The sequence below is a fragment of the Cognatitamlana onchidii genome (assembly GCF_004804355.1).
In the GTDB taxonomy this organism is placed as follows: Bacteria; Bacteroidota; Bacteroidia; order Flavobacteriales; family Flavobacteriaceae; genus Cognatitamlana; species Cognatitamlana onchidii.
Map to the genome: position 1 here is coordinate 148,328 of NZ_SRWZ01000003.1, position 14,849 is coordinate 163,176.

Annotated in this window: 12 protein-coding genes; 9 read left to right on the forward strand and 3 right to left on the reverse strand. The window is 32.7% G+C overall.

Annotated features, from left to right (window positions below; all coding sequences use genetic code 11):
• The first annotated feature begins 13 nt into the window (after window positions 1–13).
• The 5 genes from E5D58_RS06935 to E5D58_RS06955 all read left to right on the forward strand — a co-directional run bounded on the left by E5D58_RS06935 (window position 14) and on the right by E5D58_RS06955 (window position 4,966).
• The gene (locus tag E5D58_RS06935; protein WP_136481122.1) at window positions 14–1,444 is read left to right on the forward strand and encodes an MBOAT family O-acyltransferase; all 1,431 of its coding nucleotides are present in this window, start codon (window positions 14–16) and stop codon (window positions 1,442–1,444) included.
• On the forward strand, window positions 1,445–2,365 hold the full coding sequence (locus tag E5D58_RS06940; RefSeq protein WP_136481123.1) for a hypothetical protein: 921 nt from the start codon (window positions 1,445–1,447) through the stop codon (window positions 2,363–2,365).
• 15 nt (window positions 2,366–2,380) lie between these two features.
• Complete coding sequence (locus tag E5D58_RS06945; RefSeq protein ID WP_136481124.1) at window positions 2,381–3,481, forward strand: EpsG family protein; 1,101 nt, start codon at window positions 2,381–2,383, stop codon at window positions 3,479–3,481.
• Window positions 3,482–3,484: 3 nt separating this feature from the next.
• Entirely contained in the window at window positions 3,485–4,384 is a 900-nt protein-coding gene (locus E5D58_RS06950; RefSeq protein ID WP_136481125.1) for a glycosyltransferase family 2 protein, read from the forward strand.
• A 117-nt stretch (window positions 4,385–4,501) separates the two neighbouring features.
• Entirely contained in the window at window positions 4,502–4,966 is a 465-nt protein-coding gene (locus E5D58_RS06955; protein WP_205660305.1) for an acyltransferase, read from the forward strand.
• A 65-nt stretch (window positions 4,967–5,031) separates the two neighbouring features.
• On the opposite strand, the gene E5D58_RS06960 is transcribed toward E5D58_RS06955, so the two are convergent.
• Window positions 5,032–6,984: a right-handed parallel beta-helix repeat-containing protein gene (locus E5D58_RS06960; RefSeq protein ID WP_136481127.1), complete on the reverse strand. Its 1,953-nt coding sequence runs from the start codon at window positions 6,982–6,984 to the stop codon at window positions 5,032–5,034.
• 486 nt (window positions 6,985–7,470) lie between these two features.
• Between E5D58_RS06960 and E5D58_RS06965 the strand changes: the two genes are divergently transcribed.
• On the forward strand, window positions 7,471–8,625 hold the full coding sequence (locus E5D58_RS06965) for a glycosyltransferase family 4 protein (RefSeq protein WP_136481128.1): 1,155 nt from the start codon (window positions 7,471–7,473) through the stop codon (window positions 8,623–8,625).
• A 199-nt stretch (window positions 8,626–8,824) separates the two neighbouring features.
• Here the strand turns inward: E5D58_RS06965 and E5D58_RS06970 are convergent.
• A protein-coding gene (locus E5D58_RS06970) for an IS3 family transposase (protein WP_136481129.1) occupies window positions 8,825–9,954 on the reverse strand; the annotation gives its coding sequence in 2 pieces (ribosomal slippage) (window positions 8,825–9,702 and window positions 9,702–9,954; 1,131 coding nt in all).
• A 699-nt stretch (window positions 9,955–10,653) separates the two neighbouring features.
• On the opposite strand from E5D58_RS06970, the gene E5D58_RS06975 reads away from it, so the two are divergent.
• The 3 genes from E5D58_RS06975 (at window position 10,654) to E5D58_RS06985 (ending at window position 13,418) form a co-directional block, all read left to right on the forward strand.
• On the forward strand, window positions 10,654–11,793 hold the full coding sequence (locus tag E5D58_RS06975; protein ID WP_136481130.1) for a phenylacetate--CoA ligase family protein: 1,140 nt from the start codon (window positions 10,654–10,656) through the stop codon (window positions 11,791–11,793).
• Between the two features lie 73 nt (window positions 11,794–11,866).
• Window positions 11,867–12,580, forward strand: a complete 714-nt coding sequence (locus tag E5D58_RS06980; protein WP_168796648.1) for a YqcI/YcgG family protein — start codon at window positions 11,867–11,869, stop codon at window positions 12,578–12,580.
• Window positions 12,581–12,740: 160 nt separating this feature from the next.
• On the forward strand, window positions 12,741–13,418 hold the full coding sequence (locus tag E5D58_RS06985; RefSeq protein WP_136481132.1) for a hypothetical protein: 678 nt from the start codon (window positions 12,741–12,743) through the stop codon (window positions 13,416–13,418).
• 51 nt (window positions 13,419–13,469) lie between these two features.
• Here E5D58_RS06985 and E5D58_RS06990 read toward each other — a convergent pair whose 3' ends face one another.
• Window positions 13,470–14,210 (reverse strand): class I SAM-dependent methyltransferase, encoded by a 741-nt coding sequence (locus E5D58_RS06990; RefSeq protein WP_136481133.1) that lies wholly within the window; start codon window positions 14,208–14,210, stop codon window positions 13,470–13,472.
• Window positions 14,211–14,849: the final 639 nt, after the last annotated feature.

The window sequence follows — 14,849 nt, forward strand, 5'->3', positions numbered from 1 at the left end:
ATAAAGTATAATAATGTTATTTAATTCCTTTGAGTTTTTAGTTTTTTTACCAACAGTCTTTTTACTGTACTGGTTTGTTTTTAATAAAAAATTAAAAGTACAGAATTTACTATTATTATTTGCTAGTTATACATTTTATGGATGGTGGGATTGGCGGTTTTTGTCTTTAATTGTTTTTAGTTCTATTTTAGATTATAGCTGTGGCTTACGTATTGAAAAAAACGTTGAAAAATCTAAACGCAGATTATGGCTAATCCTTAGTATGGCCGTAAACCTTGGGTTTTTAGGGGTTTTTAAATATTTTAATTTTTTCTCAAACTCTCTCTCTGAAGCATTTGCCAAGTTTGGCTATCAGCTCGATGCGTTAACGCTTGATATTATACTGCCCGTTGGAATTAGTTTTTATACTTTCCAGACTATGAGTTACACCATTGATATTTATAGGGATAAACTTAAAGCCACAAAAGACCCTATTGCTTTCTTTGCTTATGTTAGCTTTTTTCCGCAGTTGGTTGCCGGTCCTATTGAACGTGCTACTAATTTATTGCCTCAATTCTATAAAAAGCGGACTTTTAGTTATGAGAAAGCGGCTGATGGCCTGCGCCAAATACTATGGGGTTTGTTTAAAAAGATTGTTGTCGCAGATAACTGCGCCATAATTGTGAATCAGGTTTTTGAAAATTATACAGAGGTAAATTCCAGTGCCCTGGTAGTAGGCACTATTTTCTTTGCCTTTCAAATCTATGGCGATTTTTCAGGGTATTCAGATATAGCTATAGGTACTGCCAGATTATTTGGGTTTAATCTTATGCAAAATTTTGCTTTTCCTTATTTCTCGAGAGACATTGCAGAATTTTGGCGTAGATGGCATATTTCATTATCTACATGGTTTAGAGATTATCTTTATATACCTTTAGGAGGTAGCCGTGGGGGCACTTGGATGAAAGTTAGAAATACCTTCATAATATTTATCGTTAGTGGTTTTTGGCATGGAGCCAATTGGACATTTATTATTTGGGGAGCACTCAATGCCCTATATTTTTTACCGCTCTTGCTTTTAAAAAAGAATAGACAATATACCAATGGTGTTGCCGAAGGGCGTTTATTTGTTAATGTTAAAGAAATATTTCAAATAGCTTTTACATTTGCAATAACCCTTCTGGCATGGGTGTTTTTTAGAGCAGAAACCGTAAGCAAGGCTATTGGGTATATTAAAGCTATTTTTTCAAGTTCCTTGCTTGGGCATCCGCGAATTGATTTAAAACCATTTATTTTTATAGTTATTTTGGTATTCGTTGAGTGGCTTCAAAGAGAAGAAAAACATGGGTTGGCTTTGTCTAATTTAAAATATACCGCGATACGTTGGAGTTTATACGCAATATTATTTTGTATTATCCTGATATTTGGGGCGCAATCGCAATCGTTTATTTATTTTCAATTCTAAATGAAAACATTTTTACTTAAATCTTTGTTGTTTTTTATATTGGTTACCAGTATTACGACTATCATCTTGATAACTTGTGGCGGATATGTGGATTACTTTTATGAAAAATTCACTACTCCAAAATCGAGCTCGTTTATCTTGGGCGACTCCAGAAGTATGCAGGGGATTCAACCAAGGGTAATTGATGATTACTTCAAACAGGATACCTATGAACTTCCAATGACTAATTATAGCTTTACTATTTCTCAAATTGCCTATGGCCCTTCATATGCTGAAAGTATTAGGAGAAAGCTTGACCTCAATACTAAAAACGGATTATTTATTATAACTGTTAACCCCTGGGTACTATCATCTAGGCCTGGTTTTGATGAAACGAAAGGTGAGTTTTTTGAAGAAAACATGCCGCCTCATAATATGACATTTGTTGATCATAATCCAAATTTTGAATACCTTTTAAAGAATTTTAATTATTTTCATTTCAAAGCCATTATTCGAAGAAGTTCCAAAATGCATAAAGATGGCTGGTTGGAAGAATCTAATTTACCAAAGGATGATACAACACTAAATTTGTGGAAAGAAAAACAAATATCCATCTATGAATCTTTTTCTGAACAATGGAAAAAGTCGCAATTTAGATTAGACAGCCTGAAAGAACTGGCCATGCTTTTGGATGCCCATGGAGATGTGGTCTTTTTAAGATTGCCTATTGACACAAAAATTTTGGAAATAGAAAATGTATATTGGGAACAATTTAACAAAGATATAATAGAAATTTCTAAAAAATCAGAAGTGGATTATATTGATTTTTCTAAAAGTTCAGGAGTATATAAAACCTATGACGGGAATCATTTAGATAAATATGGAGGAGTGGACTTTACTAAAGCTCTTTGTGACTCAATTGTGAATAAGTTCAATAAATAAAATGGCTCCTATTTTATGATAGATTTTTTTCCAGTAGAACTTTACTATACTTATTACATTAACTTTCTGTTATTTGTTATATTATTTACAACTCTACATACAGTATTGCTAAGAATGGATGACCCGAAGAATATAAAGTATCTTAATTTTTTTGGAATTTTATGCCTTGTATTTTCTATTATTTATATGGGTCTGAGACCAATACATGGTATATTTACTGATATGATGACCTATGCCTCACACTATAATCGATATGCCCATGGCATGCCAATTATAGTTAAAAGTGATATTTGGTTTCATCTATTTATGAAGTTTTGTTCCCAAATTTTCTCTCCCAATATGTTCTTTTTATTATGTGCCTTTTTATATATCTACCCCATGTATGTTATATCGAAAAAGTTCTTTCAAAAATATTGGTTTTATTCTTTTATTATGTTTATCATTTCGTTTTCATTCTGGGCTTATGGCGTTAACGGCATTCGAAATGGTATAGCGACGTCATTTTTTTTACTCGCTTTTGCTTACAACAATAAAAGAATGGTAATGATAACATGCATGATTATTGCTAGTATGTTTCATAAAACATTATTATTACCAACGCTGGCTTATATTATAACGCTATTTCATGACAACCCTAAAACCTACTTGAAGCTATGGTTTTTAACAATACCCTTGTCATTAACATTAGGAAGTATATGGATCGAGTTATTTTCGAGTCTGGGCTTTGCTGATGATCGGTTAGGGGCTTATCTATCAGGTTCAAAAGACGAGAAATTTGAAAGCCTAGGGTTTCGATGGGATTTTTTGTTTTATAGTGGTTTTGCTGTCTTTGCAGGCTGGTATTTTATTTTTAAGAAAAAATTTGTAGATATTTATTATAACCGATTATTCAGTATTTATTTGATAGCAAACTCATTTTGGATTTTGGTAATTCGCGCTAATTTTTCTAATCGCTTTGCCTATATATCATGGTTTATGATGGGTATTATCATTATATATCCCCTGTTAAGACAACGCCTTTATCAAAATCAAAACTTAATTATAGGGCGGGTATTGATGCTATACTTTTCCTTCACGTACTTTATGTATTTTATTTACTACGCCGATAAACATTAAAAAATGAAAAGAATAACTGTTTTTACCCCCACATTTAACAGAGCCTATTGTCTTGGACAATGCTATGAAAGTCTTGTAAGACAAAGTAATCTGGATTTCGTATGGATGGTTGTAGATGATGGTTCCTCAGACGGGACTATAGATCTAGTACAATCTTGGATTGCCGAAAATAAAATTGATATTGTATATCTATATCAAGAAAATCAAGGGATGCATGGTGCCCATAATACAGCGTATAAGAATATAAAGACCGAATTGAATGTGTGCGTGGACTCTGATGACTTTATGCCTGATGATGCCATTGAAAAAATACTGAATCTTTGGGACACTTATGGTGGTGAAAAATATGCGGGAATTTTAGGCCTTGATATTGACAGAGAGGGTAAGATTATTGGAACGTCTTTTCCTGACGGACTAAGAGAATGCAAGTACTATCAGTTAAAAAGCAAGTACGGTGTTATTGGAGACAAGAAATTTGTATACCGCACTGATATTATCAAAAAATACCCCGAATATCCTATCTTTAAAGAAGAACGTTTTGTTCCTCTGGGATATAAATATATGCTTATTGACCAGGACTATTGGCTCTTATGTTTTAATGAAGTGTTTTGTAATGTCGAATATATGGCAGACGGTTCTAGTTTGAATATTTTTAAACAATATAAAAGACATCCGCGAGGGTTTGCTCACGAACGTAAGCAACGTATGAAGTTTTCTTATACGTTTAAAGAGCGTTTTAAAAATGCTATTCATTATGTTTCCAGCAGTATTATGATAAAGAACTGGAGATTTCTATTTGAATCCCCTAAAAAATTAATGACTTTCTTCGCCATACCATTTGGGCTTGTTTTATACTTCTATATTATGAACACGACAAAAAAAGGCGTAATGCAAAAAGATTAAATATTAAACATGAAACCAACAGGAAGAGATCGTATAAAAAAAATCAAAGGATTAATTAATTTGCTTGTCGCTTTGAATCGGGTTATTCCCTACAGCATCAACAAGAGATTTTTTGTGATGAGCAGAAATATAAGTGGAAATATTGGATTACTTATACGTTTTATAATGTTAAAAAATCTGGCAAAATCATGCGGTGACAATGTTTCTATTCACGAGGGAGTATTCTTAAAATCTATTAAGACCATATCTTTTGGTAATAATATAAGTATTCACTCCATGTGTTATATAGATGGCAGTGGTGTCCTTGATATTGGTAATGATGTATCGATTGCTCATGCAACCACTATTATGACCACCAGTCATACCTGGGAAGATCAAAACACGCCTATCAAATACAATCCTGCTCCAAAAAAATCAGTACTAATAAAAGATGATGTATGGATTGCTTCAGGATGTCGTATCCTATCAGGTATTACGATAAACTCAAGAAGTATTGTTGCCGCTGGGGCGGTTGTAAATAAAAACGTACCTTCTAATTGTATTGTTGGAGGGATACCTGCAAAAGTTATAAAACAAGTTTAAAATAAAAAGAGCAGAAAAAAACAAACTACTCTTTTTATTTTAATCATGAATGATCTAATAATATTTTAGTTACACGAATTGTTTTGGTCAACAATTGTATTAATATTGTTAGAACTTAAAACAACAATACACTCCGAGTTTGACGTAGCACTAATATTGTCCTTCATAACAATATTAGAATTCACATTTCTCAAATAAATGGCTGGTCCACTATCTGAGGTAATCGAATTTGAGAACAAATTAATATTGGTACAGTCAAAAAACAACATTCCGTTATAAAATTTGTTTTCAAGGAAGTCAATACCATGAGCTTCACTGAACAAAGAAGCCTTTCCTCCCTCTAAAACATTCTTGCTGAATACAATTTTATTTGTTTTTGTCTGTGAATTTAAACCTTGTAGTCTTAACGGAAATCTAGTTACGTTAATATTGTTATCAGATAGTGTTAAAACATCATTTGTAGTGTTACCATAGATTCCATCACTATCGAGTCGATTACTATTGATTATGTTTTTATATGCCTTAGCGTTATTTACACTACCCAAAGCAATGCCGTTTTTACAATTTAAAATTTTATTCTCATATACTTCTAAATCTGTATTTGACATGGTAATACCAGTTGCGAAACCATTAACAGTATTACCGTAAACCCTGTTTCCATGAACCAAATCTCCTCTATCAGCTCGTCCACAATTTAAGCCACTACCATTCGACTTAGAAATATCGGTGACGGCAACAACTTCGTTATATCTTACAACACAATTAGAAGCACTTGCCAGAGAAATACCGGATTCAGAATAAGTGTTTTCTATAGTAACGAAATCTCCTATTGCAACAAGAAATCCTCCTCTACGACTACCACTTTCTTTACAATTTTTAATAAGAATATTTACTGCAAGTTCATTAGGCTTCAAAGCCTCAACATCTAGAGCTAAACTAGGTGGTGTTCCTTGAGACTTTCCTGTATGTATACCTGCATCTATAAACTCGCAATCATCAATAACAACACCATCACATGAAGTAATTGAAACATTATTTCTTCTATTTCTTATGAACGTACAACCTTCAACTAAAAGATTTCTTGTAGGAGCATATCTTGGGTCAGTTGCATGATATTCCCCTTGAACAGTTAATCCATCACCTGTTCCATCCATCATAACGACATTTCTAACTGTCAAATTAACACTTCCCCTAGATGTTAATAAGTGTCCCCATTCGTGTGTGCCTCCAGAGGAATAATTATGGTTATCGCGCTCTCCATGTAAATACCCTCCTTCTATTACCACATTTGATTCCATATACACTGAAATCAATGTAGTTGCATAATGAGCATTTGGTTGCACTCTTAGATGAGTATTCTCAGTCATTACAAAATTGAAATTACCAGGAATTCTCAAGGCTTGTTCTACAGGGCTGGAATTATTATTAGGGTCGTGAACATTAAAATAGGCATCCATCTCATCTATTTGGAATGTTTTTATTCCCATGGACTTAGTTTTCTTCATAATGTCATTTAGCAAATTCTTATTATTCATCGCTACGGCATCTGAAACTAAACCCTCAACAATTCCCCATCTACTTGGAACAAATTTAAATGTAGGATCTTTCAATTGAGGGCTTGCCCCCTCCAAAGACAAACCATCATTTAAAAGCTCACCCTCTATTACAGTGCCCTCAGAGAGATTAAGCGTTCCATTAATAATTTCACCTCCATCATATTCTATATTAACATTGGGCGGTAGGTTTACTATTTTTCCTTCTAAGTCTAAAAAGCAGTCAATAATTACTGTTGTATTGGGCTTTAAATTGTTTAAAGAAAATTCACAGGGCAAACTATTATCTACTGTTTCACCTGTATCATCAGCATTGTTCTTATCATCGCTTTCTTCTTCCTTTTCTTCTTTCTCAACCACTTCGGTAGTCGGTTCAATAAATAATTCTTCCTTATTACAAGATGTAACAGTAAGGCTAAAAACGAGTATGAAAGAAATCAGCATGTAAATAAATATCTTTTTCATAAAATCAAAATTTGGGGGAGTTAAACTTGTTCAATATTATATTAAATTTTTTAAAATAATCGCCTAAAATCGTATTTATTCGACGAATAGCAATGATTAAATCGAATACATCGATTAAATGTTGCTTTTTTACGATTAAAAGTTTGGCTTTTAACAATTTAAAGACATATACGAACTTTTTTTCATTTTGGTTTTCCTCAACCCCATTTTTTTCGAAAGCAAATTTAAATAATATACTTATTAATGAAGCCCATTGTTAATAACATTTGGTAACTTACTGTCATATAAGTATTTGCTAAATAATATTTCGTTCTACAAAAAGGTATACAAATACTAAATATTCATTTTCTAATGATCATGTTTAACAGTATTTGACACGTCACACCATTAATATCTTCAACTAACCCATAAATGTTAAAAATTTATTAGTTTATTTACACTTTAAAATATGTATTCATACCACTAAAAAACTGATAGTAGGTCTTTATGAAAAAAAAAATTATAAGAGTGACCACAGTTCCTGGCTCCTTGGGCGGGTTATTGAAAGGACAACTGAAGTATATGTCAACATATTATGAAATCATTGGTGTGAGTTCATATGGTCCCAATGGCTTATTACAAAAGCTCTCTGAACAAGAAGGCATAAAAGTGCATGCTGTGGAAATGACCAGAACAATCACGCCCTTTAAGGATATTAAAGCTGTTTGGAAACTTTATAAGGTTTTTAAAAAAGAACAACCTTTTATAGTGCACTCTCACACCCCAAAAGCAGGCACATTAAGCATGGTTGCATCTTGGTTGGCCGGTGTACCGCATAGGCTTCATACCATTGCAGGCTTACCACTTGTAGAAGCCACAGGTTTTAAACGTTTTGTTTTAAACACAGTTGAAACTCTTACCTATAGCTGCGCCACGATGATATACCCTAATTCTTATGGGTTAATGGACATTATATTAAACAACAAGTTTACTACTAAGAAAAAACTCAAAGTAATAGGTAATGGTAGCTCAAACGGCATTAACACCAATTATTTTAACCCTGCATTGTATGCTGATAAAGATAAAGTAATACTGAGAAATAAGCTAAATATTCAATCACGTGATTTTACCTTTATATTTGTTGGCAGACTAGTTGGAGATAAGGGAATTAATGAATTAATTAGCGCCTTTATAAAGCTAAAAAACCATCAAAATCATATTAAGCTTGTTTTGGTTGGTATATTTGAGGAAACCCTTGACCCTCTATTGCCAAAAACAATACATCGAATAAAATCCGACAAGGACATTATTGAGATTGGTTGGGCTAATGATGTAAGACCTTATTTAGCCATAGCAGATGCTCTAGCTTTTCCAAGTTATAGAGAAGGTTTTCCTAATGTAGTGATGCAGGCAGGATCCATGGGGCTTCCTTGTGTTGTCTCTGATATTAATGGTTGCAACGAAATTATAGAAAACAATCATACAGGCATTATTATTCCTCCAAAAAACACTAACGCCCTTTATCAAGGCATGCTTAGTTTATTAAATAATAAAGTTGAAGCTCAAAACATGGGAAACAGATCGAGAGAGCGCATACGTCAACGCTATGAGCAAAGCTATTTGTGGAAAGCAATTTTGGAGGAATATAATACGTTAAAATAGATTTAAGTTTTAATTAAAAATTTGTTTTACAAAGTCAAATCCTGAAAATCTTTTGAAATTATTATTTTTTTTATTGGAGAAAAACTCTCTTGATAGGTTTAAGAAATGTTTATACCAAAAAGATGTTTTTAAATATCACAATTGTTTGAGTTTAAAATAATATTCAGATGAATTGTAAGCTTCCCTTAATTAGAACTGCTTAGTTTTCCAAAATTACGTTATTTAATTTGTTTTTAATTCCTCTGGGGCTAGCCCCAGAGGAATTGAGCTTTGCATATTTCACGGGTGATATTTTCCCCAAGCTATCATGTGGTCTGTTATGGTTATAATCATCCATCCAGATTTGAGTTTGCTCACGTACTTGATGTAGGTCTTCAAAAATGTATTTGTTTAAAACCCCACGTCTGTAAGAACCATTAAAGCGTTCTATAAATGCATTTTGTGTGGGTTTACCTGGTTGAATATACTTAAACTCTATTTCGTGCATTTGACTCCAATCATTTGTGATATGTGCTATAAACTCTGGACCATTGTCCATTCGTATTCGTTGAGGCTTCCCTTTTTTATTAATTAAATGGTTCAGTACCCAAACAATACGATTACTCGTTAATGAATAATCAACTTCAATATGAAGTGCCTCTCTATTAAAATCATCAATGATATTCAATGCCCTAAAGCGTTTCTTGTTATCTAAGACATCTGTTATAAAATCCATACTCCAAGTATGGTTCATTTCATTTGGAACCTCTAAAGGCTCTTTAACTCTAGCAGGCAGACGTTTCTTAACCTTTCTTCGCAATGGAAGTCCTAATGCTACATTAACACGATGCACTTTTTTATGATTCCAGGGTTTACCTTCCTCTCTTAAGCGATTATAGGCCTTCCAAAATCCCTCTTCTGAATGATCTTTTGCTTTTTGTTGTAAAGCCTGTTCTATAGCTGTATCGTCCTTGGGCAATGGCTTGTAGTAATAGACACTCTTACTCATCCCTAAGACACGGCACGCCCTGCTAATGCCGTAATGAATAAGTTCTTTCGTGATGCTTCTTTTACGGCAGGGCTTTATAGCTTTTTTTTAATAATCTCCTTAGCCATTTGATGATCAAGTGCCAGAGTAGCATACATCTGTTTAAGCTTACGGTTTTCTTCTTCAAGCTCCTTGAGTCTTTTTAGTTCCTTAGAATTCATTCCTGCATATTTGGAACGCCACTTGTAAAAAGCCGCAGAACTTACACCGTGTTCTCGGCTAATTTCATCGACACTTTTACCATTGTCGAACTCTTTTAAAATCTTTGCAATCTGTTGCGGTGAAAATTTACTTCTTCTCATAATTACTGTTTAAAGTTAAAACTATTTTTCTTCTTTTAAACAGTTCGATTTTTGGGGAAGCTTACAGAATAATGTCAATTAAAGACAGTTTTCCATGAAAGAATAACTAACCAACAACTCAAAAAATTGATTCATAAAGAATCTAGTAGTTGGCAACATTCAAAATTGAGCATTATCTAATGATTTTATCAATGTCATTAGAGTTGATTTTAGAGTTTGAATTAGTAACTACTCTCAGTATCATATTTATTTCTAAAAATAATATGTCGTGAGATTTTTTTATTTCCATGACTGCAAAAATCAGTAATTAATGCGAATAGATATAATAGGCTTAAGACTTATCAAAAAAGAGAACATCTATAAATGAGTTTAAGATAATTAATATAAATGAAACTACTTATAAGGTACTTCGCCCCTCATTTTTTTTAGATTAACTAGTAAATTTGATGAGATCAATAATTCTTTCTTATTTTATTGAGAATAAGTTCGAATTAGTCTTATGAATTATTTACACCACAAACTAAATGATAATTATTTAATATAATGTTTCTTGAAAACCTGCGATATAAAGCCTTTTGGTTTATTGATTTAGTTAAAGGTTCGAAAATCAATAAACATTATAAAAATATTGAATATGTTCTAACAAATTATAATTCTCAAAGAACTAATTCAATACAATCACAACACTTAAAACATATATTGCGCCATGCAATTGAAACCACTGCTTTTTACAAAAACTTAAAAATTAATGCCGTTTTAGAAGACTTCCCCGTAGTAAATAAAAATATTTTGCGATTGGAATCTGAAAAGCTTATCTCCAAGAATTTTAGAAATAAAAAAAAATATTCCGTAACAACAAGCGGATCTACAGGAACACCTCTTACAGTAATTCAAGACAAAAATAAAAGATTAAGAAACATGGCTGATTTAATTTATTTTTCGAATCTCGCTCACTATAAGATTGGTTTTAAGCTTCTATTTTTGAGACGCTGGAGCGATGACCTTAAAAAGAGTAAATTACTTTCTTGGATGCAAAATATATCAGCTATAGATGTCTTAAACCTTGACAATCAAAGGGCCTCTAAAATTATTAATAACCTATCAAAAGATAAGTCAAACAAGGTATGGCTAGGTTATGCTTCCGGATTTGAAGTTATGTGCCGTTGCATTAAAGATATGAATGCCAAGCCAATACACGCTAAGGTTCAATCTGTTATTGCAGTAGCTGAAGCATTGACACCTTTTACAAAAAAGAGTATGCAGTACTACTTTAATGCACCTGTAGTCTCTAGGTATTCCAATATGGAGAATGGAATACTTGCTCAACAATTACCATATAAAGGCGAAGACTTTGTAATTAACTGGGCCAGTTACCATTTTGAAATATTACAGCTAGATAAAGATGTTCCTGTAAAACCTGGAGAATCTGGAAGAATTGTACTTACAGATTTGTTTAATTTTGGAATGCCAATAATTAGATATGACACAGGTGATGTTGGTTGCATGGATCATAGTGTTTCCCCTCCAGTATTTAAACATATCGAAGGTAGAAAGTCTGATTTGATTTTTAATACAAAAGGAATTATTGTACCTTCTATGATTATTGCCAGTGTTGAAGATTTTAGAGGAATTATACAGGCGCAATTAATCCAAGAAGATAAAATGTCCTACACTTTAAAACTTAATTGTGATGAAGTATTTAAACAAGAAACAGAACTGATACTTGAATTTAAGAATTATTTAGGAGATGATGCTTTGATAAATATTGAATATGTTGATGAAATTCCTCTACTGAACTCTGGAAAAAGAAGAGCAACGGTAAATAACTATATCAAGTAGAATCTATTTCCATAAACTCAGATAAATGTAGGCAAATCGATACTTATCTCAAATTTTTAACAATATGCTCAAAATGCGATTATATAATTTAGAAAACGATATAAATGAAGTCCCAGAATGGGTTCAGCAAAGTTTTGAAGGTTTTAGAAACACTATGAGTGATAACTCCAATCCTTTTCCTTGTCACTTTGCTAAGACTGGTATAGAGAAATCCTCTTTTCGATATACCTATATTAAGAACGGTGAATTAAAAAAGCCCGAAATCTTTAAGGAGGCTTTAGTTGATTATTTAAATCGATATAAGTCTTTTGGATGGCCATCTGTTCTTGTTGTTTTCATTGAAAACAATGGAGAGGCATCATTAGATGTACATGAATCAGCCTTTTGGAATATATTACAGTACCTTGTTAGTTCTGATAATCGACCCTGGCCAATTGAAATTCCAAATAATCCTGAGAATTATAAATGGCAATTTTGTTTTCATGGTACTCCTTTATTTATAACAGGACACAGCTCAGTCTATAAAAAGCGTAGAAGCAGACATTGTTCATCTGACATGATGATGGTTATTCAGACTATGGAAACGCTGCAACCAGTTACAGGAGGCTCGAAACGTGCAGATTTGGTTAGAAAAACAATCAGGAACCGAGTAAACGAGTACGATGAAATCCCTGTTTCACCGCTCATAGGCGCTTATCCAGACAGACACTCGAGAGAATGGAAACAGTTTTGGCTACCTGAAGAAAATAACGATAAGAAACAATGCCCTTTGCATTTTTCCAAATAATACCAAAGAAACCAAACCGATTAACCACCATTTTATGGTTGTTATTTGATTAAAATGAATACAAAATATTATTAAGACCTTGTAATTATTTGGTATCTTTACTTTAAAGATCATAGAAAGTCAGAAACGTATCTTGGTACCCTTAAACATGAATTATTATATGAAACCTCATAGAGATAGGTACTTATTTTCAGCTTTAGCCCTATGGTTCTTGGTAATAACACTAAACGGCTTTTCACGATTTTTTTTTATATCTGGTTATGAGTACCAATTAAAATTTCATTTAAAACTGCATGGTATCATTTTTTCAAGTTGGGTATTATTGTTCTTCATACAATCCTGTCTTATTTGGAAAAAAGCACACAAAACTCATAAAATATTAGGTATTAGTGCCTTACTTGTTGTGCCATTAATATTTGTAAGTGGTTTTTACACAAGCTTTGCCAAAACCCCTACAACTCCTTCGGAGATTGGAGATAACCTGAGCTATTTATTTGCTTTTACCATATTTTCTTTACTCGGCTTTAAAAAACGTAAAGTTGCATATAAACATAAGCGCTTCATGGTTTTTGCATCTTCAATGTTATGCAGTGCTGCAGTAGCAAGACTTAATTTTATGGGAGTTGAAATAGGGCGTATCCCGCTTGTTTTTTATTCGCTTATGTTATTACCAATGATGGCGGTAGGATTTTGTGACTTGCTTTTTTTAAAGAAGAGGTTTCAATTTAATTTTATAAATATTTTAGCTCTAGTTGTGATTCTTTATGCTTCAAATATACTTTGGGAATCCAAAACTTGGTCTCAAATTTCAGAATATGTAATAGAACTCATAAGCTAATAGCAACAATCAAACCTCCTAAAATCAATTGAGTAAAAAGGTTTATGTTCTTTATTTACTACAAACGATATAAAGCATCCCCTTTTTCTGAGTTGGCTTTGAAGCCTTAAAATCGCTTTGGTTCTTAACCTCTAAAATATCATACCCCAGAGTTTTCAATTGATCTATAATCTCTTTTTCTTTCACCCAATAGGCACATGCCTGATTTTTATTAAACAGTTTCCAGTTAAACTTACCATTAATCTTTAACCATGGTAATCTGTGTCTTAAAAGAGTCTCATTCCTAACCCTTCTAATCAGGTTAACAAAGGTATTAAGTAGAGGGTTAAATCTTCGAGAGTCATAATCCAGAAAAGAAAAAAATACTATACCTCCAGGTTTGAGAATCCTATAGGATTCTTTTAAAGCATTTTTAAAACCGCTTTCTGTAGGAATAAAATTGAGAACCTGCTGCATATATAACGCGTAATCAAATGATTCTGAACTATACTGGAGCAATTCTGTAGCATCTCCAACCTCAAACTTCACCTTTGAATTTAAAGTTTTACCTCGTTCAATAGCATAATCAATCATGCCCGGAACAATATCAAATGCCCTAATACTGTCGAAACCCAAATTCTCAACATAAAAAGCCAAACGCCCCCCTCCTGTTCCTACATCAAGAACATTTTTGGAAGTATTTACCAGGTACTTCTTAAAGAGCATTTTTTCTGACAATAAGAGATGACTCTTTTTTGACCAGACTTCTAATAACTCATTCGAATATAATTCAGCATTTAAGTTTTTCATCATTTAAGAAGATAGATAGTATGTTGTTATTAGCGCTATTACCTGAAATTACTTCCTAAATGTAAACTTTTTCTACTAATTCGACATATCAATTTATGAATTTTTAGAGGTAAATAGATAATTTCATAACTTGTATGTCCTTAGAATATGGGATTAAATGGAATTTTTTAAGAGCCCCTCTCATTCCAGTTTGCTGAACGCTTAAAACAGACGTGGATTGTATAGAACATCTAAGTCAAATTAAGTAGGGCGAAGCTGTGTTCCATTGAGTTTCAGTTTTTCGGTGTCCAACTTGCTCACCTGTATTCCCCGATAGGTTTGAAACATTTATTTAAAAACGCCTCTTTCACTCCATTTGCGGTTATAGTAAAAAACTGTTTGCTTAGAAAAGCGAGGTATACAGGCCTCTTCTATATCAACAAATAAAAAACTCCATTACCAATCCGTATTGAGCTTATGAACATAACATTTAAAAATATTAACCATGTCAAAACTAGTGGCAAACGCTCTCGTGTTATTCCGAACAAAGCACGAAATAAGATTTTCTTTTGATTTTTTTGCAAACTTGTTGTACTCGCAGCTCTTTCGACTATGATTTATTGGTTTCCAACTCAAAATTACTACTTTTTAACTGCTTGAATT